This window comes from Brevundimonas sp. PWP3-1b1, assembly GCF_049896065.1.
Lineage (GTDB): Bacteria > Pseudomonadota > Alphaproteobacteria > Caulobacterales > Caulobacteraceae > Brevundimonas > Brevundimonas intermedia_B.
The window spans coordinates 1,507,359-1,526,006 of the sequence record NZ_JAFCTO010000001.1 but is presented as its reverse complement, the minus strand read 5'-3'; the positions used below and the strand labels follow the sequence as shown (position 1 = coordinate 1,526,006).

Genomic DNA, 18,648 nt, shown 5'->3' with positions numbered 1-18,648 from the left:
CCCTTTAAGGTCCATCAGACGGCCACGGCCGCCTTGATGTGCGGCCAGGCTTCGTAACCTTCGAGCGTGAAGTCGGACAGCTCGAAGGCGAACAGGTCGGTCTTGGGGGCGATGTGCATGACCGGCAGGGGCAGGGGCTCGCGGGTCAGCTGAAGCTCGGCCTGTTCCAAGTGGTTGAGATACAGGTGGGCGTCGCCGAAGGTGTGGACGAAGTCGCCGGGCTCCAGCCCCACGACCTGAGCCAGCATCATGGTCAGCAGGGCGTAGGAGGCGATGTTGAACGGCACGCCCAGGAAGACGTCGGCGCTGCGCTGATACAGTTGGCAGCTCAGTTTTCCATCGGCGACGAAGAACTGGAACAGGCAGTGGCAGGGCGGCAGGGCCATGTCGTCGACGTCGGCCGGGTTCCAGGCGGTGACGATGTGGCGGCGGCTGTTGGGGTTGGTCTTCAGGCCGTGGACCAGTTTCTCGATCTGGTCGATGACGCGGCCGTCCGGCGCGGTCCAGGAGCGCCACTGCTTGCCATAGACTGGCCCCAGCTCGCCGTCGGCGTCGGCCCAATCGTCCCAGATGCGGACGCCATTTTCCTTCAGCCAGCCGATATTGGTCTCGCCGCGCAGGAACCACAGCAGTTCGACGATGATCGAGCGCAGGTGCAGCTTCTTGGTCGTCAGGACCGGGAAACCCTTGGACAGGTCGAACCGCATCTGACGTCCGAAAACGCCCAGGGTGCCCGTGCCGGTGCGATCGTCACGACGCACGCCATTATCGAGGATATCGCGCAGCAGGTTCAGATATTGCCGCTCGGGATGATCGGCGGGCGCGGCGGCGATGCGTGCCTGGACGTCGGCCCGAAGCGTGGCATGGATCATCTGGACGGTCATGGGGCGAAGGTGACTCAGAAAAGGTGATTCGTGACCTGGAAAACGGGCGTCGTCTGGCGAGCGTCCACAGGAATCGAATCGGTCGGGCAGGGGCTACCGGTCTCGCGCTTTCGCTGCGAAGGTGATGGAGAGCTCAGCGGAACACCGGGCCTTCGCCCGGAGTGTGATTAGAGATTACCGTTTCGACGAAGGGTTGATGCTTCGCGGAGAACCCCTGAATGTCGATTAGCCCTAGCCTTCCCGACGCGACCAACCGAGCTTGCCCAAGGTTTCCATCGGGCGGAAGTCGGCCTTGTAGTCCATCTTGGCCGAGCCTTGGACCCAATAGCCCAGATAGACGAAGGGCAGACCTACCAGCGCGGCCTGACGGATGTGATCGAGGATAGCGAACCGGCCCAGGCTGCGACGCTCCATGGTCGGGTCGTAGAAGCTGTAGACCATCGACAGCCCGTCCTTGAGCAGGTCGGTCAGGGTGACGGCGACCAGATCGCCGGGGCCGCCGTCTGTCGAGGGCAGGCGGTATTCGATCAGATGGGTGCGGACGGCCGTGTCCTCGACCATGGCGACATAGTCGAGCCAGCCCATGTCGCTCATGCCGCCGGTCGGATGGCGGGTGGTCAGATAGCGGCGCAAAAGCTGGAACTGTTCAGTCGTGGCCTCGGCCTCGACCAGGCTGCGCGATAGGTCTTCGTTGCGGGCCAGCACCTTGCGTTGCGAACGGCTGAAAGCGAACTCCGGCACGGGCAGACGCACGGACACGCAGGCGTCGCAGGCCTCGCAAGCAGGGCGATAGGCGATGTTCTGGCTGCGGCGAAAGCCAGCGATGGTCAGTTCGTCGTTGACGTGGGCGCCGTCGGAGAACGGCAGATTGGCGAAGACCTTCCGCTCGATCTTGCCCGGCAGATAGGGGCAGGGCGCGACGGAGGTCATGAAGAACCGGAGCTGGCGGGTCGGTACGTGCTGGGTCACGGCCTCAGGTCCGCATCCGATCTTGCCAATATTGCGACAGGTCAACGCCCATCGCGCGATTTGGCGTCATTCGTGGTCGGGCTGCAAGCGTGTTCGCGTCGCAGCCGAGCGGGGTCACAGAGAGGTGTCCATCGGTAGGACGGGCGCCTCGCGCAGCAGGACGATGGCGATGCGGCGATTTCCGGCCAGGGTGGGATCGTCGGGATAGAGGGGATCGGATCCCGCCTTGCCCGCCACCGAATAGACCCGATCAGGATCGACGCCTGCACCCTGAAGCACCAGGCGCGAGCCGTTGGCGCGTTCCGACGACAGGCTCCAGTCCGCAGGCGCGCTGGCGCGGTTGGAGCCGGCAGTGGCGCTGGTGTGGCCGGTGATGGAGATCCGATTGGGCAACTGGTTGATGACCTTGGACACGGCGCGCAGCAGCACCTGAGCCCGCGCGTTCGGTCGGGCCGAGTTGTTGTCGAACATCGAGCGGCCTTCCTGATCGACCAGCTGGATGCGCAGGCCCTCGGGCGTCTGGTCTACGATCAGCTGTTTCGACAGCTCGGCCAGTTCCGGCATCGACTGCATGGCCTGACGCAAGGATTCGGCGGCGCTGGCGAACTGTTCGGCCTCACGGCGTTCGATCTCGGCTTGGAGCGCCGAGTCGCTGGCCGACGACAGGTTGGAGCTGGGGCCGGCCGTGGTGGCGTCGGCGGGCGCCTCGGGCGCCAGTTGTTCGATCACCGACTGCGAGCCCGAGCTCTTGGGCCCATCGTCGCCCAGGGCAGTCCCGCCCAGAATGCCGCCGGAGCCCGAGGTTGTCTCGGACACGCTGGCTGGCGCGAAATATTCGGCGATGCCGCGCTTTTGCTCGGGGTCGGTCGTGTTGATCAGCCACATCAGCAGGAAGAAGGCCATCATCGCGGTCACGAAGTCCGCATAGGCCACCTTCCACGCGCCGCCATGGTGGCCGCCGGCCGTGACCTTCTTGACCTTCTTGATGAGGATCGGACGATCGCTCACGGACATGGACGCACCCCAGACTTGTGGTGGTCTATTCTGGCACATGTGAGGTTAACCGGGCGTTGACCTTGAACAGCGGTGCGACCCGGCCTAGTCCGGCTGCGAGATCAAGGAGCCTGTCATGAAGATCGCATTCGCCGGCCTGGGCGTCATGGGCGCCCCAATGGCGCGTCATCTGGTCGAGGCGGGCCACGACGTGACCGGCTTCAATCGCACGATGGCGAAGGCCCAGGCCTGGGCGGCGACGACGGGGGCCAAGGCGGCGACGACGGTGGCGGAGGCGGCGGCGGGCGTCGAACTGCTCATCCTGTGCGTCGGCAATGATGACGACGTGCGCAACGTGGTGACCGAGGCCTTGCCGCATCTGGCCCAGGGCGCCGTCATCGTGGACCACACCACGACCTCGGCCAAGGTGGCGCGCGAAATGGCGGATATGGCGCAGGGGCAGGGGCGGCAGTTCGTCGATGCGCCGGTGTCTGGCGGTCAGGCCGGCGCCGAAAACGGGCAGCTCAGCGTCATGGCCGGCGGAGACGCCGCCGCCCTGGCGACGGCGGAGCCGGCGCTGAAAGCCTATTCGAAGGCGATCAAACATATGGGACCGGCCGGATCGGGCCAACTGACCAAGATGGTCAACCAGATCGCCATCGCCGGCGTGGTTCAAGGCTTGGCCGAGGCCGTGCATTTCGCCCAGGTCGCGGGCCTGGACACCGACGCCGCCTATGAGGCCGTGTCGAAGGGCGCGGCGCAAAGCTGGCAGATGGACAACCGCTGGAAGACGGCGGCCAAGGGCGAGTTCGAGTTCGGCTTCGCCGTCGACTGGATGCGCAAGGACCTGGGCCTGGTTCTGGACGAGGCGCGATCGAATGGCGCGCGCCTCAGCCTGACCGCCCTGGTCGATCAGTTCTATGCCGAGGTCCAGGCCATGGGTGGAAACCGCTGGGATACGTCCAGCCTGGCGGCGCGGCTGCAATCGCGGGACTGACGCCTAAAGTTTGCGGTGCATGACGTGCAGGCCGACCAGGCCGTGGACCGGGTGATCGAAGGCCTCGGGGACCGTGCCGACGATCTCGAAGCCCAGCTTTTTCCACAGGCCGACGGCGACGGTGTTGGTCTCGACGACCGCATTGAACTGCATCGACTTGAAGCCGGCGTTGCGGGCGAAGGCCAGCGCGGCCTCGCCCAGGCTGCGGGCCACGCCTCGACCGCGTGCGCCAGCGCCGACCATGAAGCTGCCGTTGGCGACGTGGGCGCCGTTTCCTTGCTGGTTCGGGATGATCTTGGCGGCGCCCAGCACCAAGCCGTCCTCGATCGCGATCAGGGTTCCGCCGGGCGCAGGCGGCATCCACATCGCGCGAGCCTGCGCCTCGGTCATGTTCAGCGGATAGGTATAGGTCTCGCCTGCGCGTGTGACGGCCTCGATGATCGGCCAAAGATCGGGCCAGTCGGCGTCGGTGATCGGCCGAATCTCGACGACCATCAGCCCAGCAGCCGAGCGGCCTGGGGCGCGAAATAGGTAAGCACGCCCGCACAGCCGGCGCGCTTGAACCCGTGCAGCGTCTCAAGGATCGCGCGGTCCTGATCCAGCCAGCCGTTGGCGATGGAGGCCTGCATCATCGAATACTCGCCCGACACCTGATAGGCGAAGGTCGGAACGCGGAAGGTCTCGGACACGCGTCGCACGATGTCGAGATAGGGCATGCCCGGCTTGACCATCACCGCATCGGCGCCTTCCGACAGGTCCATGGCGACCTCCCTCACGGCTTCGTCGGAGTTGGCGTAGTCCATCTGATAGGTCTTCTTGTCGCCCTTCAGCATGGCCGACGATCCGACGGCGTCGCGGTAGGGGCCGTAGAAGGCCGAGGCGAACTTGGCGGCGTAGGACAGGATCAGGGTGTCGGAAAAGCCGTTGGCCTCCAGCGCCTCGCGCACCGCCTGGATGCGGCCGTCCATCATGTCGGACGGGGCGACCACGTCGGCGCCGGCGTGGGCGTGGATGAAGGCCTGTTCGGCAAGGCGATCGAGAGAGGCGTCGTTGACGATCCGGTCGCCCTCCATGACGCCGTCGTGGCCGTGGTCGGTGTAGCAGTCCAGCGCCACGTCGGTCATGAGGCCGATTTCGGGCGCGGCGTCCTTGATGGCCTTGATGCAGTCTGGGATCAGGCCGTCCGGATCGGTCGCGCCCGTGCCGACCGCGTCCTTGATGGCGCCATCGACATTGGGGAATAGGGCGATCATCGGAATGCCCAGGTCGCGGGCCTCGACGGCGGCCTTGGCGGCTTCCCTGGGCGACAGGCGGAAAACGCCGGGCATGGAGGCGACGGGAACACGATCCTCGGCGCCGTCGTGGACGATCAGCGGCCAGATCAGATCGGCCGGCGTCAGCGTCGTTTCCGCCACCAGGCGCCGCACCCACGGGCTGGACCGCAGGCGACGCGGACGGGCGAGCGGGAAGGGGGCGGGCTGATAGGGAAGCATGACGAAACCTTCGAAACTTGGCGTCGGACTAGCGCCGCAGCGACCGGGGCGCAAATCGCGTGATGCGTCGGATCGTTTCGTGCGTGATGACGGCTTGCGCGGATCGGCGAAATGCGAGCCTATCGCCGAAAATCCTGGGAGACGACGATGATCAAGCGATTGGCGGCCGGCGCGGCGGTTCTGGCTCTGGCGACGGGCCTTTCGGCCTGCATCATCGTGTCGTCGGACGGTGGGGAACGGACTGTGGTCGCGAGCGACAACGCCGCCATGGCGTCGCCGTCCTATGTCTCGCTCTATACCGATGCGGTCGCCGATCCGAAGCGTCCGGCCGAAGAAGTGGCCCGCGATCCGCTGCGTCATCCGGCGGACATCCTGGCCTTCGCCGAGGTCGCGCCGGGCGACAAGGTCGCCGACATCCGTCCCGGCGCCGGCTATTTCACTCGGCTGTTCTCTGACGTGGTCGGGCCGACCGGCCGGGTCTATGCGTTCGTGCCCGAGCGGACGATGGCGCGCGAGAATGCGGGAGCTGATGCGCTGGTCGCCGCCTATTCGAACGTGACGCGGGTCAACGGCCTGCTGGACTCGATGACCTACGCCGAGCCGCTGGACATGATCTTCATGAGCCAGGAATACCACGACTTCCACATCCCCGGCTTCAACACCGACGTGGCGAAAATGAATGCGGCCGTGTTCGCGGCGCTGAAGCCCGGCGGTCGCTACATCCTGATCGACCATGAAGCGGCGCCCGGCACGGGCATCTCGGCCGTCCAGACCCTGCACCGGATCGAAGGCGACTATCTGAAGCGCGAGGTCGAGGCGGCGGGCTTCGTCTACGAGGGCGAGAGCACGGCCGTTGCAAATCCAGCCGACGACCACAGCCTGAACGTCTTCGACGAGAAGATTCGCGGCAAGACCGATCAGTTCGTCTATCGCTTCCGCAAGCCGGGCTGACACGGCGCGATACTGAGAACCGTTATCAATTAAGGGTTTGGGTCGTTTTGTCCATGTGGGGCGCATGGACAAGCCCGCGCCGGGGGAGCAAATAACGCAAAGACATCGCCATAAGCGAAAGAACGCGTAGTTTGTTCGACTATAAGGCCGCCTTTAAAAGCTCCGTGGAGCAGGTTCGCAGCGAGGGACGTTACCGCGTCTTCGCCGATCTGAAACGCGTGCGCGGACAGTTCCCGCTGGCGGTGCGTCGTCGCGACGACGGAACCCAGCAGGACGTTGTGATCTGGTGCTCCAACGACTATCTGGGCATGGGCCAGCATCCTGTCGTGCTGGACGCCATGCATGAGGAAATCGATGCGGTCGGCGCAGGCGCCGGCGGCACGCGCAACATTTCCGGCACGACCCGTTCGGCCGTCGATCTTGAGGCCGAACTGGCCGACTGGCACCAGAAGGAAGCGGCGCTTCTCTTCACCTCGGGCTATGTCGGCAACGAGGCGACCCTGTCGACGCTGCAGAAAATCCTGCCCGGCCTGATCACTTTCTCCGATTCGCTGAACCACGCCTCGATGATCGCCGGCATTCGGCACGGCGGGGGCGAGCGTCATGTCTTCATGCACAACGACCTGGCGCATCTGGAGGCCCTGCTGGCCGCAGCGCCGGCCGAGGCGCCCAAGCTCATCGCCTTCGAGAGCGTCTATTCGATGGACGGCGACATCGCCGACCTGGCGGGCACCATCGCCCTGGCGAAGAAATACGGCGCCCTGACCTATCTGGACGAAGTCCATGCTGTCGGCCTGTACGGCGAAACCGGCGCGGGCGTCGCCGAGCGCGACGGCGTGCTGGACCAGATCGACATCATCGAATGCACCCTGGGCAAGGCCATCGGCGTGATGGGCGGCTATATCGCCGCCGACGCCATGATCATCGACGCCGTGCGCAGCTGGGCCTCGGGCTTCATCTTCACCACCTCGCTGCCGCCTGCATTGACGGCGGGGGCGCTGGCCTCCGTGCGGCACCTGAAGGCCCATCCCGAACTGCGCGTCCAGCACCAGGAACGCGCCGCGACGCTGAAGTCGCGTTTCGCGGCGGCCGGCATCCCCGTGATGGAAAGCGAGAGCCACATCGTGCCGGTGCACGTCGGCGATCCGATCCACTGCAAGATGATCTCGGACATGCTGCTGGACGAATACGGCGTCTATGTTCAGCCGATCAACTATCCGACCGTGCCCAAGGGGACCGAGCGACTGCGCTTCACCCCCTCGCCGAACCACACCGACGCCATGATGGATCACCTGGTCCAGGCGATGGACAAGCTGTTCGCCCACTGCAACGTGGCGCGCCGGCCCGTCGCGGCCTGAGGCTCGGCGATGGCGGACGAAGATCTCGGCGAGGTGATCGTCGAGTTCACCCGTAACGGGACCTACGTCAAATGCTCGGCTATCCACGTCGCCACGGGGCGCGAGGTCAGCGCCATGGGGCCGGTCAACGAGCCGAAGTCCGTCGAGCGGGTGGCGATCGCCAAGCTGAGGCGGGCTTTGGCGTCAGGCTGACCACAAGATGTTGTGGTCGGGCACTGTGGGGACTAGATAGGCGGCCTTCTGATTTTCGGGGATTCCAGCGTGACGGCCTTCACCCACGACGCCTATTTCACCAAGACGCTCGCTGACGCCGATCCGGATGTCTTCAAGGGCATTCAGGGCGAACTGGGTCGCCAGAAGGAGCAGATCGAGCTGATCGCCTCCGAGAACATCGTCTCCCAGGCGGTGCTGGACGCGCAAGGCTCTGTGCTGACGAACAAATACGCGGAAGGCTATCCCGGTCGTCGCTACTACGGCGGCTGCGAGTTCGTCGATATCACCGAGGATCTGGCGCGCGAACGGGCGAAAAAGCTGTTCGGCGCCGCCTTCGCCAACGTGCAGCCTCACTCGGGCGCCCAGGCCAACCAGGCGGTCTTCTTCACCCTGCTGCAACCCGGCGACACCTTCCTGGGCATGGATCTGGCCTGCGGCGGTCACCTGACGCACGGCTCGCCCGCGAATCAGTCGGGCAAGTGGTTCCGTCCTGTGACCTACAAGGTCAGTGAAGACACCCACCTGATCGACTACGACCACGTCGCCGAAATGGCCGAGCGTGAGAAACCCAAGCTGATCCTGGCCGGCGCCTCGGCTTACAGCCGCCACATCGACTTCAAGCGGTTCCGCGAGATCGCCGACAGCGTCGGCGCCTATCTGATGGTGGACATGGCCCACTACGCGGGCCTGATCGCGGGCGGCGCCTATCCCGATCCGATCCCCCACGCCCACGTCGTGACCACCACGACGCACAAGACCCTGCGTGGTCCGCGCGGCGGCATGATCCTGTCCAACGACGTCGACCTGGGCAAGAAGATCAACTCGGCCGTCTTCCCCGGCCTGCAGGGCGGACCGCTGGAGCATGTGATCGCTGCGAAGGCCGTGGCCTTCGGCGAGGCGCTGCAGCCCGAGTTCAAACTGTACGCTCAGCAGGTGGTCAAGAACGCCCAGGCCCTGTCCGGCGTGCTCATTGAACGCGGCCTGGCCATCGTCTCGGGCGGCACCGACAGCCACCTGGCCCTGGTCGATCTGCGGCCCAAGGGCGTGACCGGCAAGGCGACCGAGCACGAGCTCGAGAAGGCGCTGATGACCTGCAACAAGAACGGCGTGCCGTTCGACACCGCGCCCTTCACCGTCACCTCGGGCGTTCGCCTGGGCACGCCGGCCGGCACCACGCGCGGCTTCGGCGAGGACGAGTTCAAGCAGATCGGTCACTGGATCGCCGATGTCGTCTCGTCGATGAACGGCGGCGACGAAGCCGATCCGGCCGTGGTCGCAGGCGTGGCGGCCCAGGTTCGCGAGTTGACGAACCGCTTCCCGATCTACGGATAAACTACTGATGAAGTGCCCTTTTTGCGGTCATCAGGATACTCAGGTGAAGGACAGCCGGCCGTCGGACGACGGCTCGGCCATCCGACGCCGTCGGTCCTGCCCCCACTGCAATGGGCGTTTCACCACCTTCGAGCGGGTGCAACTGCGCGAACTGGTGATCCTGAAGCGCAATGGGCGACGCACGCCGTTCGAACGCGACAAGCTGGAACGGTCGCTGGGCGTGGCCCTGCGCAAACGCCCGGTCCAGGCCGATCAGGTCGAGCAGATGGTCAACCGCATTGTCCGTCAGCTGGAAAGCCTCGGCGAAACCGAAATCCAGTCCAGCACGGTCGGCGACTTCATCATGAAGGCGCTGAAGGGCGTGGATGAGGTGGCCTATGTCCGTTACGCCTCGGTCTACAAGGACTTCCGCCATACGGGCGACTTCGCCAAATTCCTGGGCGACGAAGGGTTCGACGAACCGTCCGGCAAGGCCTGATGCGGGTCACCCTGAAACTGGCGACCTCGCTGGATGGGCGCATCGCCACGGCCTGGGGCGAAAGCCAGTGGATCACCGGCGAGGCGGCGCGGCTGGAGGGCCACCGCCTGCGCGCCGCGCATGACGCCATCCTGGTCGGCGTCGAGACGGTTTTGCACGACGACCCCGAACTGACCGCGCGCCTGCCGGGGCGCAGCGTGGACCAGCCGCTTCGGGTCGTGCTGGACAGTCGCTTGCGGACGCCGCAGACGGCGAAACTGGCGCGTGAGAACACCCTGATCCTGACCGTCGCCGAGCCACACCCGGTCGGTGCGGCCAAAGTTAAACGGGTCGAGGCAGACGACGGGCGGCCGGCGATCCCGGCGGTTCTGCAAGCTTTGAAGGCGGCGGGCGCCAAGTCGGTGCTGATCGAAGGCGGGGGGCAGGTCGCCGCGTCTTTCCTGCGCGCCGGCTTCGTGGATGCGTTGGAATGGTTCCGAGCCCCCATCCTGCTGGGCGGCGACGGCAGGTCCTGCGTGGCGTCCCTGGCTCTTGCAAAGCTGGCCGACGCCCCCAAGTTCCGTCGCCTGGGCGTCGAGCCTGTCGGGGACGACCTGTGGGAACGCTACGCGCGTCTCTGACGCGGTCGATTTCAGACGATTAGACTATTCAGACTGTGTTTTTCGGGTCCGAAAGGGGCCAGCGTCCAATGTTCACCGGCATCGTCACCGACATCGGCCGTGTCCGCGAGGTCCGCGAGACCGATCGCGACCGCCGTTATGAGATCGAAACCGTCTGGGACACCGACGGCATCGACCTGGGCGCCTCGATCAGCCATGCGGGCTGCTGCCTGACGGTGACGGAGAAGGGGCCGGACTGGTTCGCCGTGGAAGTGTCGAACGAAACCCTGTCGAAGACCACCCTGGGCGCCTGGAAAGCCGGCGACGGCGTCAATCTGGAGCGCGCCGCCAAACTGGGCGACGAGATGGGCGGCCATGTGGTGTCGGGCCATGTCGACGGCCTGGGCCGCGTCGTCTCGATCACGCCCGAAGGCGGATCGCACCGGGTCGAGGTCGAGGCGCCCGCGCCCCTGCATCGCTATATCGCCGCCAAGGGATCGATCACGGTCGATGGGGTGTCCCTGACGGTGAACGCCGTCGAGGGGCAGATATTCTCGCTGAACATCATCCCGCATACGTGGGAGGTGACGACCCTGGGTCGTCTGAAGGTCGGTGATCCGGTCAATCTGGAGATCGACATGCTGGCGCGTTACCTCGCGCGGTGGCAGGAGACCGCCTGAATGCAATTGGCCGCAAACATGAACGACAGCCCGATCAGTCCCATCGAGGACATTCTGGAGGACGCCCGCAACGGGCGCCCCTACATCCTGGTGGACGCCGAGGACCGCGAGAACGAGGGGGACATCATCATCCCCGCCCAGTTCGCGACCCCCGACCAGATCAACTTCATGATCCGACAGGCGCGCGGCCTGGTCTGTCTGGCCATCACGACCGAGCGCGCTAATCAGCTGCGCCTGCCGCCGATGGCCGCCGACAACCGCGAGAGCATGAAGACCGCCTTCACCGTCTCGATCGAGGCCAAGGACGGGGTCACGACCGGTATCTCTGCCGCCGACCGTTCACGCACCATCCATGTGGCGACCGATTCGTCCAAGGGCATGGATGACATCGTCTCGCCCGGGCACATCTTCCCGCTGGTCGCCCGCGACGGCGGCGTGCTGGTTCGCGCCGGCCATACCGAGGCGGCGGTGGACATCAGCCGCATGGCGGGCCTGACCCCGGCAGGTGTGATCTGCGAGATCATCAAGGACGACGGCGAGATGGCGCGGATGCCCGACCTCGTCGCCTTCGCTCAGTTGCACGGTCTGAAGATCGGCACCATCGCCGACCTGATCGCCTATCGCCGCCGCACCGAGCGGTTCGTCGAGCGGATCATGGATACGCCGTTCGAAAGCGTTCACGGCGGCCCGTTCCGGCTGATGCTCTACAAGAACACTATCGAGGGCGCCGAGCACGTCGCCTTGGTCAAGGGTCGGATCGACCCGACCAAGCCGACACTGGTGCGGATGCACCAGGTGGACTTCGCCTGCGACCTGCTGGGCCATGTCGAGGCGCGCCAGGACTATGTGCCGACCGCCCTGAAGCAGATCACCGATCACGACGGCCCTGGCGTCGTCGTCTTCCTGCGTGATCCGTCGCTGACCTCGCTGGCTGAACGGTTGGCGGGCGTGGACAAGCCGGCGGCTATGGACCGGTCGCTTCGCGCCTATGGCGTGGGGGCGCAGATCCTGCTGGACTTGGGCGTCAAGGACATGATCGTGATGAGTTCGACGCGACCCGAACCGACGGCGCTTGAGGGCTATGGCCTGCGCATCGTCGGCTGGCGCGACATGGATGGAGAAGACAAGGCGTGACTGACGAACCCCGCATTCTGATCGTCGAGGCGCGTTTCTACGACGACTTGGCCGACGCCCTGCTGGAAGGCGCCAAGGAGACGCTGAAGGCGCGGGGCGTGGACTTTGACGTCATCACCGTGCCCGGCGCACTTGAAGTGCCGCCGGCCATCGCCCTGGCCGAGGAAGCCGGGCGTTTCCCGACCGCGCCTCGCTATGACGGCTATGTCGCCCTGGGCACGATCATCCGGGGCGAGACCTATCATTTCGAGATCGTCTCGGACCAGTCGGCGGCCGGCATCATGACTTTGGGCGTCAAGGGCGTGATCATCGGCAACGGCATCCTGACGACCGAAGACGAGGACCAGGCCTGGTATCGGGCCCGTCTTTCGGAAGGGGATAAGGGCGGCGGCGCGGCCAAGGCCTGCCTCGACCTCATTGCATTGAAGAAGCGGTTGCGTCATGGCGTCGGCGCATGACTGAACCGAACAGCGTCAAAGCCGTCCTCGAACAACTCGCCGAAGCCGAAAAGCAGCGCGCCGAGCCGAATCTGAGCTCGAAACAGCGCCGCGCCCGCACCGTGTCGCGCCTCGCCGCCGTCCAGGCCCTGTATCAGATGGAGCTGGCAGGCGAGGGTGTGGAGACGGTGATCACCGAATTCTCGAACTTCCGCTTCGACACCGATATCGAGGGCGAAGCGCTCGCCGAGGCCGACGAGGCCTATTTCGCCGACATCGTGCGCGGCGTGATCGAAAGCCAACGCGACATCGACGCGGCCATCAAGGCGCGCCTGGCCTCCAACTGGAAGCTGGAGCGGCTCGACGCCACCCTGCGCGCCCTGCTGCGCTCTGGCGCCTGGGAGCTGATCAAACATCCCGAGACGCCGCGCGAGGTCGTGATCGACGAATACGTCGAACTGGCCAAGGCCTTCTTCGACGATTCCGAGGCGCGCTTCGTCAATGCAGCTCTGGACGGCGTGTCCAGAGACACGCGCAAATAATGCCGGCGCTCGACGTCGCGGGCGAGTTCGAGACGATCGAGAGGCTGCTGCGGCCCCTGGCCCATCCCGAATGGGGCAGGGGACTTGCCGACGACGTGGCGGTGCTGCCCTCGCGCCCCGGCTACGATCTGGTCCTGACCAAGGACGCGATGGTCGAGGGGGTGCATTTCCTGCCCGACGACCCGCTGGATATGGTGGCCAGGAAGCTGCTGCGGGTGAACCTGTCCGACCTCGCGGCCAAGGGCGCAGAACCGTTCGGCTATCTGCTGGCCTGCTTCTGGTCCGAACGCTGCGGCTGGCCCGAGCGCGAGGCCTTTGCGGCGGGGCTCGCAGAGGATCAGGCGAAGTTCGGCGTGCATCTGCTGGGCGGCGACACGGTCAGGACGTCCGGGCCGGCGTCCTTTTCGCTGACGGCCATGGGTTGGGCGACGACGGGCAAGACCGTTTCTCGCGCGGGCGCCCAGGTCGGAGACCTGGTGTTCGTCACCGGCGTGATCGGCGACGGCCTGTTGGGCCTGCGGGCCGCGCGGGGTGAACTGTCGCTGGAGGCCGAGCGGATCGACGCGCTGACGAGCCACTACCGCACCCCGACGCCCCGTTTGGACTTCGCCGACGTGGTGCGGGAGCTGGCGACGGCCGCGATCGACGTGTCGGACGGGCTGGCGGCGGACCTGGCCCATGTGTCCAGGGCGAGTCGTGCGGGGGTGACGCTGAACCTGAACGTCCTACCGCTGTCGGCGGCGGCCCAGGCCTGGTTCGACGACCGGGTCGATCCGCAGTTGTCGCTGGAAGACTTGGCCAGCGGCGGCGACGATTACGAGATCGCCTTCACGGCCCACCCGCGGCACGAGGAAACCCTTCGTCGCGAGGCGGAACGCCGCCTGCTGCGTCTGACCCGTATCGGCGAGGTCACGGCCGGATCAGGTCTGACCGTGACCTATGACGGCAAGCCCATCAAAATGGTACGCAGCGGCTGGACCCACGGCTGAAGTCGGCAAGGGAATCCTAACGCCCGTCGGTCATCTTGACCTGATGGACCGCAGAACGCTGATCGCCGCCGGAACCGCCGCCCTGACGGCCGCCGCCGCCACGCGCGCCGCCGCATCCAGCGACGCCCCGGCCGCATCCCCCGCGCTCGGCATCGCCGGCCTCGGCCTGCCTGTGATCGAGGGCGGGCGGCTGCGGAACTATGTGTTCGTGTCGCTGCGGCTGGAACTGGGGGCGGGCAAGACCGTCGAACAGATGCGGCCCAAGGAAGCCTTCTTCCGCGACGCCCTGGTCCGGGCCGCGCACAAGAGGCCCTTCACCGTGCCCGGCGACTGGACCCGCCTGGACGAACGCGCCCTGTCTGCCGCCCTGGTCTCGGCCGCGAACACGATCTCCGGCCCTGGATCGGTTCGGCGCGTCGAGGTGATCGCCCAGAACCCGAGACGGCGCACAGGCATGCCGACCACGCGCTGACGGCGCCGTCAGCAGAGACGTCAGCGATCACGGTTGCGTCACTTCGACGCCCATGACACGCTCCCCCTGCAAATCCCAAGGGACGCACTGACGCGTCCGCCGCGTGCGGGGGGACCGGAAGGCGGACAGAGGCGATAACGCCCGACCGCGCCAAGGCCTGCGCGCCTGTTTGCAAGGGCATGGAAACGCCAATGACGAACTCACTTACGCTGGTCTTCGCGGCCGGTGTGCTGGCGGTGCTGTATGGCGCCGCTCAGACCGCCGTGCTGATGAAGGCGAGCACCGGCAACGACAAGATGCGAGAGATCGCCGCCGCCATCCAGGAAGGCGCCTCCGCCTATCTGAAGCGGCAATATCTGACCATCGGCATGGTCGGGGTCGTGATCCTGATCGCCGCCTATTTCCTGATCGGCGTCTACGCCGCCCTCGGCTTCCTGATCGGCGCGGTCCTGTCCGGCGCGGCCGGTTACGCGGGCATGCTGATTTCGGTGCGGGCCAATGTGCGCACGGCGCAGGCCGCGTCCGAAAGCCTGTCCAAGGGGCTGAACCTGGCGTTCCGCTCGGGCGCCATCACCGGCATGTTCGTGGCGGGCGGGGCCCTGATTGGCGTGTCCGGCTACTATATCGTGCTGACCCATCATCTGGGCCTGGCTTCGACCAGCCGCGAGGTGATCGACGGGCTGGTGGCGCTGGGCTTCGGCGCCTCTCTGATCTCGATCTTCGCGCGGTTGGGCGGGGGAATCTTCACCAAGGGCGCCGACGTGGGCGGCGACATGGTGGGCAAGGTCGAGGCGGGGATTCCCGAGGACGATCCTCGCAACGCCGCGACTATCGCCGACAATGTGGGCGACAACGTCGGCGACTGCGCCGGCATGGCGGCGGACTTGTTCGAGACCTATGCGGTGACGACAGTCGCGACCATGGTGCTGGCGGCGATCTTCTTCAGGGATCAGCCCTATGTCGGGGTGATGATGGTCCTGCCGCTGGCGATCTGTGCGGTGTGCATCGTCACATCCATCATCGGCAGCTTCTTCGTGCGGCTGGGCAAGAGCCAGAACATCATGGGGGCGCTGTATCAGGGCCTGATCGTGACTGGCGTCCTGTCCATCGGCGCAGTCTGGTGGGTGATAAACCAGATGGTGACGGGGCCGATCGTGACGGCCAGCGGTCTGGAAATCCAGCCGATGGCCTTGTTCTGGTCCGGCATGGTCGGTCTGGCGGTGACGGCGGCGATCGTGGTGGTGACCGAATACTACACCGGTTCGAACTTCCGGCCTGTGCAGTCTGTGGCAAACGCCTCAGTGTCGGGTCATGGGACCAATGTCATCCAGGGTCTGGCCGTGTCGCTGGAATCCACGGCGCTTCCGGCGTTGACGATCATCGTCGGCATCGTCGCCAGCTTCCAGTTGGCGGGTCTGTTCGGCATCGCCATCGCCACCACAACCATGCTGGGCGTGGCGGGGATGATCGTCGCGCTGGACGCCTTCGGGCCGGTGACCGACAACGCCGGGGGCATCGCCGAGATGGCGGGCCTGCCCAGCGACGTGCGTCATTCGACAGATGCGCTGGACGCCGTGGGCAACACGACCAAGGCCGTGACCAAGGGATACGCCATCGGTTCGGCGGGCCTCGGCGCGCTGGTGCTGTTCGCGGCCTATACGTCGGACCTGCAGTATTTCTCGGCCAATCCGGCGGACTATCCGTTCTTCGCCAATATGGGGCCGATCGCCTTCGACCTGACCAACCCGTATGTCGTTGTCGGCCTGCTGTTCGGGGGGCTGCTGCCCTTCCTGTTCGGCGGCATGTCGATGATGGCGGTGGGTCGCGCAGCCGAGGCGGTTGTCGCCGAGGTGCGGCGCCAGTTTCGTGAGAACCCTGGCATCATGACCTATGAGGTGAAGCCGGAATACGGCCGGGCGGTCGACATCCTGACCAAGGCGGCGATCCGCGAGATGATCGTGCCGTCGCTGTTGCCGGTGCTGTCGCCCATCGTCCTTTTCGTCGCCATCCTGGGCATCTCGGATAAGGCCAACGCCTTTGCGGCCCTGGGCGCCATGCTGATGGGGGTGATCGTAACCGGCCTGTTCGTCGCCATTTCGATGACCTCGGGCGGCGGCGCCTGGGACAACGCCAAGAAGGTGATCGAGGAAGGTTTCACCGACAAGAACGGCGTCGTCCACGGCAAGGGTTCAGAAGCCCACAAGGCGGCCGTGACCGGCGATACGGTCGGCGATCCCTACAAGGACACCTCCGGTCCGGCGGTGAACCCGATGATCAAGATCACCAACATCGTCGCCCTGCTTCTGCTGGCGGTGCTGGCGAGCGGCAATATCGGCTAGGTCGTCAGACTGCGATACGAAAATGCCCCGGAGAGCGATCTCCGGGGCGTCTTTGTTTGGGAAGAAGGTCGCCTTAGTCGGGGCGACGCTGACCCGGCGTGTCTTCGTCGGTGCGGGGCAGTTGGCCGCGGCCGACGTTGCCCAGCAACTGTTCAAGCACCGTCAGCTCGCGACCGCGCGTCGGCGTCTCGTTGCGGTTCATGGCGATCTGCTCGCCGTCCGTCAGGCCCAGTGTGCGCACCGACGCCACCTGGTCCCCCTGAGGAACGAAGGTGATCTCCGTCACCGTGCGGGTGGAGACCTTGGGCAGGTTGTAGGTGTATTTCTCGGTCGTCTGGCTGATGTAGTACCAGACCTGATCGGGCTCGAAGGTCGAGGTGGTCGAGGGCGAGCCCAGCTTGGCCAGGACCGTTTCCTTGGTGTCCGTGCCGGCGACCACGTCTTGCGGCTTGGCGTCGATGGCCTGGAAGCCGTTGGAGCCGATGGTCGGAGCGCAGGCGGCGGACAGGCCGGCCAGCGAAACGGCGACGAAAAGCGGGACGAAACGGGACATGGTCGGGCGCCTGCGAGAGAACAAGGTCTTTGACCTAGACGGACCTGCGTCCTAGTTCAACGGCGCGGCGGAAAAGGGGCCGTTGAAACCCATGTTCAAAAACCTGTTCAAGCCGCGACCCGGCGTTCGTATCGGCGACGATCTGTACGCCAAGGCCGTCAGCCAGGCGCGTAATCCAGCCTTCTACACGCGGTTGGGCGTCGCCGACCGTATCGACGCCCGATTCGAGCTTTATACGTTGCACGTGCTGCTTTTGGTGCTGCGGCTGCGCGACGAGAATACGGCCCAGGGCCAGGATGCGGCCCAGGCTGTGTTCGACGTCTATGTCTCCGCGCTGGATCATGCCCTGCGCGAGGAAGGCGTCGGCGACGTCGCCGTCGGCAAGAAGATGCGCAAACTGGGCGAGGCTCTGTATGGGCGGATGAACGCCTACGAGCAGCCGTTGCGCGCCGGCGACGCCGTCGCTCTGGCGGAGGCGATGGCGAAGAACGTCTATGCGGAGCCGCAGGCGATGCACGCAGAGGCGCTGGCGCGCTATGCGCTGACCACACGCGCGGCTCTGGCGGCGCAGGATTTCAACAAGGTGCTGGCGACGCCGGCCTGGGCGGAAGTTTGAGGCAGATGAGCGTGACGCTCCCCTACAGCGAGACGGTGCGGGTCAATCAGATCGGGGCCGGATTGAACCGGAAGCTCGAACCGGATGCGGACACGCGCAAGCGAATCGCCCGCGCTTTGGATCTGCAGGGCCTTGAAGACTTCGTGGTGGATTTCGACGTGAAACCGACCCCGTCCACCAGCGAGTGGACCCTGAAAGGGCGCATCACGGCCCATGCCGTTCAGTCCTGCGGCCTGACGCTGGAGCCTTTGCCGGTCGATGTGGATCGCCGCTTTTCGATCCAGCTGGTTCAGGCCAAGCCTCAGGAGACTGAGGAAATCGAGGTCACGCTGGACGAGGAAGACGCCGATGTGATCGAGGACGGCAAGATCGACCTGGGTCAGTACGCCGTCGAACAACTGCTGCTGTCGCTGGATCCTTTCCCGCGCAAGCCGGGCGCGGAATTCGTGCAACCGGAGGAGCCGGGCGAGATTTCACCCTTCGCCGCCTTGAAGGCGCTTAAATCTCAGGACGATAAAGGCTGAGGTTGACGCAGGGGCCGGGTGGTTGCATCCCCCGGCTTCGGCGCTATCGTCCAGCGCATACTGCCAAGCGTCGCGCGACAAGACGACGCGCCCAA

22 protein-coding genes are annotated in these 18,648 nt (G+C 65.7%); 16 read left to right on the top strand and 6 right to left on the bottom strand.

What is annotated here, in order from left to right; all coding sequences use genetic code 11:
- Positions 1–14: 14 nt before the first annotated feature.
- The 3 genes from ACP69V_RS07480 to ACP69V_RS07470 form a co-directional block, all read right to left on the bottom strand.
- Positions 15–872, bottom strand: a complete 858-nt coding sequence (locus ACP69V_RS07480; protein ID WP_426023298.1) for a thymidylate synthase — start codon at positions 870–872, stop codon at positions 15–17.
- Between the two features lie 243 nt (positions 873–1,115).
- The gene (locus ACP69V_RS07475) at positions 1,116–1,853 is read right to left on the bottom strand and encodes an arginyltransferase (protein ID WP_426023297.1); all 738 of its coding nucleotides are present in this window, start codon (positions 1,851–1,853) and stop codon (positions 1,116–1,118) included.
- Positions 1,854–1,967: 114 nt separating this feature from the next.
- Positions 1,968–2,867 carry a flagellar motor protein MotB gene (locus ACP69V_RS07470; RefSeq protein ID WP_426023296.1) on the bottom strand — a complete coding sequence of 300 codons (900 nt, stop codon included), beginning with the start codon at positions 2,865–2,867 and terminating at the stop codon, positions 1,968–1,970.
- 115 nt (positions 2,868–2,982) lie between these two features.
- On the opposite strand from ACP69V_RS07470, the gene ACP69V_RS07465 reads away from it, so the two are divergent.
- Complete coding sequence (locus ACP69V_RS07465; RefSeq protein ID WP_426023295.1) at positions 2,983–3,843, top strand: NAD(P)-dependent oxidoreductase; 861 nt, start codon at positions 2,983–2,985, stop codon at positions 3,841–3,843.
- Positions 3,844–3,846: 3 nt separating this feature from the next.
- On the opposite strand, the gene ACP69V_RS07460 is transcribed toward ACP69V_RS07465, so the two are convergent.
- Both ACP69V_RS07460 and hemB read right to left on the bottom strand, forming a co-directional pair.
- Complete coding sequence (locus tag ACP69V_RS07460) at positions 3,847–4,338, bottom strand: GNAT family N-acetyltransferase (protein WP_426023294.1); 492 nt, start codon at positions 4,336–4,338, stop codon at positions 3,847–3,849.
- The gene (gene hemB, locus ACP69V_RS07455; protein WP_426023293.1) at positions 4,338–5,336 is read right to left on the bottom strand and encodes a porphobilinogen synthase; all 999 of its coding nucleotides are present in this window, start codon (positions 5,334–5,336) and stop codon (positions 4,338–4,340) included. The genes ACP69V_RS07460 and hemB overlap by 1 nt, the downstream gene beginning before the upstream one ends.
- Before the next feature lie 147 nt (positions 5,337–5,483).
- Here hemB and ACP69V_RS07450 point away from each other — a divergent pair, with 147 nt between their 5' ends.
- The 13 genes from ACP69V_RS07450 to ACP69V_RS07390 all read left to right on the top strand — a co-directional run bounded on the left by ACP69V_RS07450 (position 5,484) and on the right by ACP69V_RS07390 (position 16,860).
- Complete coding sequence (locus ACP69V_RS07450; RefSeq protein WP_426023292.1) at positions 5,484–6,287, top strand: class I SAM-dependent methyltransferase; 804 nt, start codon at positions 5,484–5,486, stop codon at positions 6,285–6,287.
- A 131-nt stretch (positions 6,288–6,418) separates the two neighbouring features.
- On the top strand, positions 6,419–7,645 hold the full coding sequence (gene hemA, locus ACP69V_RS07445) for a 5-aminolevulinate synthase (protein ID WP_425983924.1): 1,227 nt from the start codon (positions 6,419–6,421) through the stop codon (positions 7,643–7,645).
- A 9-nt stretch (positions 7,646–7,654) separates the two neighbouring features.
- Positions 7,655–7,837 (top strand): DUF6898 family protein, encoded by a 183-nt coding sequence (locus ACP69V_RS07440; RefSeq protein WP_426023291.1) that lies wholly within the window; start codon positions 7,655–7,657, stop codon positions 7,835–7,837.
- A 69-nt stretch (positions 7,838–7,906) separates the two neighbouring features.
- Positions 7,907–9,190: a serine hydroxymethyltransferase gene (glyA, locus tag ACP69V_RS07435; RefSeq protein ID WP_426023290.1), complete on the top strand. Its 1,284-nt coding sequence runs from the start codon at positions 7,907–7,909 to the stop codon at positions 9,188–9,190.
- A 7-nt stretch (positions 9,191–9,197) separates the two neighbouring features.
- Entirely contained in the window at positions 9,198–9,668 is a 471-nt protein-coding gene (gene nrdR / locus ACP69V_RS07430) for a transcriptional regulator NrdR (RefSeq protein ID WP_426023289.1), read from the top strand.
- Entirely contained in the window at positions 9,668–10,288 is a 621-nt protein-coding gene (locus tag ACP69V_RS07425) for a RibD family protein (RefSeq protein WP_426023288.1), read from the top strand. Before nrdR ends, ACP69V_RS07425 begins: the two co-directional genes overlap by 1 nt.
- Positions 10,289–10,356: 68 nt before the next feature.
- Complete coding sequence (locus ACP69V_RS07420) at positions 10,357–10,947, top strand: riboflavin synthase (protein ID WP_426023287.1); 591 nt, start codon at positions 10,357–10,359, stop codon at positions 10,945–10,947.
- A complete protein-coding gene (gene ribB / locus ACP69V_RS07415) occupies positions 10,948–12,081 on the top strand; it encodes a 3,4-dihydroxy-2-butanone-4-phosphate synthase (RefSeq protein WP_426023286.1) in 1,134 nt (377 codons plus the stop codon).
- Positions 12,078–12,539, top strand: coding sequence for a 6,7-dimethyl-8-ribityllumazine synthase (gene ribH, locus ACP69V_RS07410; RefSeq protein ID WP_426023285.1), 462 nt, complete (start codon positions 12,078–12,080; stop codon positions 12,537–12,539). Before ribB ends, ribH begins: the two co-directional genes overlap by 4 nt.
- On the top strand, positions 12,536–13,060 hold the full coding sequence (gene nusB / locus ACP69V_RS07405) for a transcription antitermination factor NusB (RefSeq protein WP_409717916.1): 525 nt from the start codon (positions 12,536–12,538) through the stop codon (positions 13,058–13,060). Before ribH ends, nusB begins: the two co-directional genes overlap by 4 nt.
- The gene (gene thiL / locus ACP69V_RS07400) at positions 13,060–14,049 is read left to right on the top strand and encodes a thiamine-phosphate kinase (RefSeq protein ID WP_426023284.1); all 990 of its coding nucleotides are present in this window, start codon (positions 13,060–13,062) and stop codon (positions 14,047–14,049) included. Before nusB ends, thiL begins: the two co-directional genes overlap by 1 nt.
- A gap of 43 nt (positions 14,050–14,092) precedes the next feature.
- Positions 14,093–14,521, top strand: coding sequence for a hypothetical protein (locus ACP69V_RS07395; protein WP_426023283.1), 429 nt, complete (start codon positions 14,093–14,095; stop codon positions 14,519–14,521).
- Between the two features lie 191 nt (positions 14,522–14,712).
- Complete coding sequence (locus ACP69V_RS07390) at positions 14,713–16,860, top strand: sodium-translocating pyrophosphatase (protein ID WP_426023282.1); 2,148 nt, start codon at positions 14,713–14,715, stop codon at positions 16,858–16,860.
- A 73-nt stretch (positions 16,861–16,933) separates the two neighbouring features.
- On the opposite strand, the gene ACP69V_RS07385 is transcribed toward ACP69V_RS07390, so the two are convergent.
- Positions 16,934–17,413: an outer membrane protein assembly factor BamE gene (locus ACP69V_RS07385; RefSeq protein ID WP_409717904.1), complete on the bottom strand. Its 480-nt coding sequence runs from the start codon at positions 17,411–17,413 to the stop codon at positions 16,934–16,936.
- Positions 17,414–17,504: 91 nt separating this feature from the next.
- On the opposite strand from ACP69V_RS07385, the gene ACP69V_RS07380 reads away from it, so the two are divergent.
- Both ACP69V_RS07380 and ACP69V_RS07375 read left to right on the top strand, forming a co-directional pair.
- Complete coding sequence (locus ACP69V_RS07380) at positions 17,505–18,029, top strand: ubiquinol-cytochrome C chaperone family protein (protein ID WP_426023281.1); 525 nt, start codon at positions 17,505–17,507, stop codon at positions 18,027–18,029.
- A gap of 5 nt (positions 18,030–18,034) precedes the next feature.
- The gene (locus ACP69V_RS07375; protein WP_426023280.1) at positions 18,035–18,553 is read left to right on the top strand and encodes a YceD family protein; all 519 of its coding nucleotides are present in this window, start codon (positions 18,035–18,037) and stop codon (positions 18,551–18,553) included.
- The last annotated feature ends 95 nt before the right edge of the window (positions 18,554–18,648 follow it).

Bases quoted from the DNA above. Each gene is read 5' to 3' on its own strand.
- thiL (WP_426023284.1), top strand. From the start codon at position 13,060: ATGCCGGCGCTCGACGTCGCGGGCGAGTTCGAGACGATCGAGAGGCTG.
- ACP69V_RS07380 (WP_426023281.1), top strand. From the start codon at position 17,505: ATGTTCAAAAACCTGTTCAAGCCGCGACCCGGCGTTCGTATCGGCGAC.
- nrdR (WP_426023289.1), top strand. From the start codon at position 9,198: ATGAAGTGCCCTTTTTGCGGTCATCAGGATACTCAGGTGAAGGACAGC.
- ACP69V_RS07375 (WP_426023280.1), top strand. From the start codon at position 18,035: ATGAGCGTGACGCTCCCCTACAGCGAGACGGTGCGGGTCAATCAGATC.
- ACP69V_RS07385 (WP_409717904.1), bottom strand. From the start codon at position 17,413: ATGTCCCGTTTCGTCCCGCTTTTCGTCGCCGTTTCGCTGGCCGGCCTG.
- ACP69V_RS07470 (WP_426023296.1), bottom strand. From the start codon at position 2,867: ATGTCCGTGAGCGATCGTCCGATCCTCATCAAGAAGGTCAAGAAGGTC.
- ACP69V_RS07390 (WP_426023282.1), top strand. From the start codon at position 14,713: ATGACGAACTCACTTACGCTGGTCTTCGCGGCCGGTGTGCTGGCGGTG.
- hemB (WP_426023293.1), bottom strand. From the start codon at position 5,336: ATGCTTCCCTATCAGCCCGCCCCCTTCCCGCTCGCCCGTCCGCGTCGC.
- ACP69V_RS07450 (WP_426023292.1), top strand. From the start codon at position 5,484: ATGATCAAGCGATTGGCGGCCGGCGCGGCGGTTCTGGCTCTGGCGACG.
- ACP69V_RS07420 (WP_426023287.1), top strand. From the start codon at position 10,357: ATGTTCACCGGCATCGTCACCGACATCGGCCGTGTCCGCGAGGTCCGC.
- nusB (WP_409717916.1), top strand. From the start codon at position 12,536: ATGACTGAACCGAACAGCGTCAAAGCCGTCCTCGAACAACTCGCCGAA.
- ACP69V_RS07440 (WP_426023291.1), top strand. From the start codon at position 7,655: ATGGCGGACGAAGATCTCGGCGAGGTGATCGTCGAGTTCACCCGTAAC.
- ribB (WP_426023286.1), top strand. From the start codon at position 10,948: ATGCAATTGGCCGCAAACATGAACGACAGCCCGATCAGTCCCATCGAG.
- ACP69V_RS07425 (WP_426023288.1), top strand. From the start codon at position 9,668: ATGCGGGTCACCCTGAAACTGGCGACCTCGCTGGATGGGCGCATCGCC.
- ACP69V_RS07465 (WP_426023295.1), top strand. From the start codon at position 2,983: ATGAAGATCGCATTCGCCGGCCTGGGCGTCATGGGCGCCCCAATGGCG.
- ACP69V_RS07460 (WP_426023294.1), bottom strand. From the start codon at position 4,338: ATGGTCGTCGAGATTCGGCCGATCACCGACGCCGACTGGCCCGATCTT.
- ACP69V_RS07480 (WP_426023298.1), bottom strand. From the start codon at position 872: ATGATCCATGCCACGCTTCGGGCCGACGTCCAGGCACGCATCGCCGCC.
- ACP69V_RS07395 (WP_426023283.1), top strand. From the start codon at position 14,093: ATGGACCGCAGAACGCTGATCGCCGCCGGAACCGCCGCCCTGACGGCC.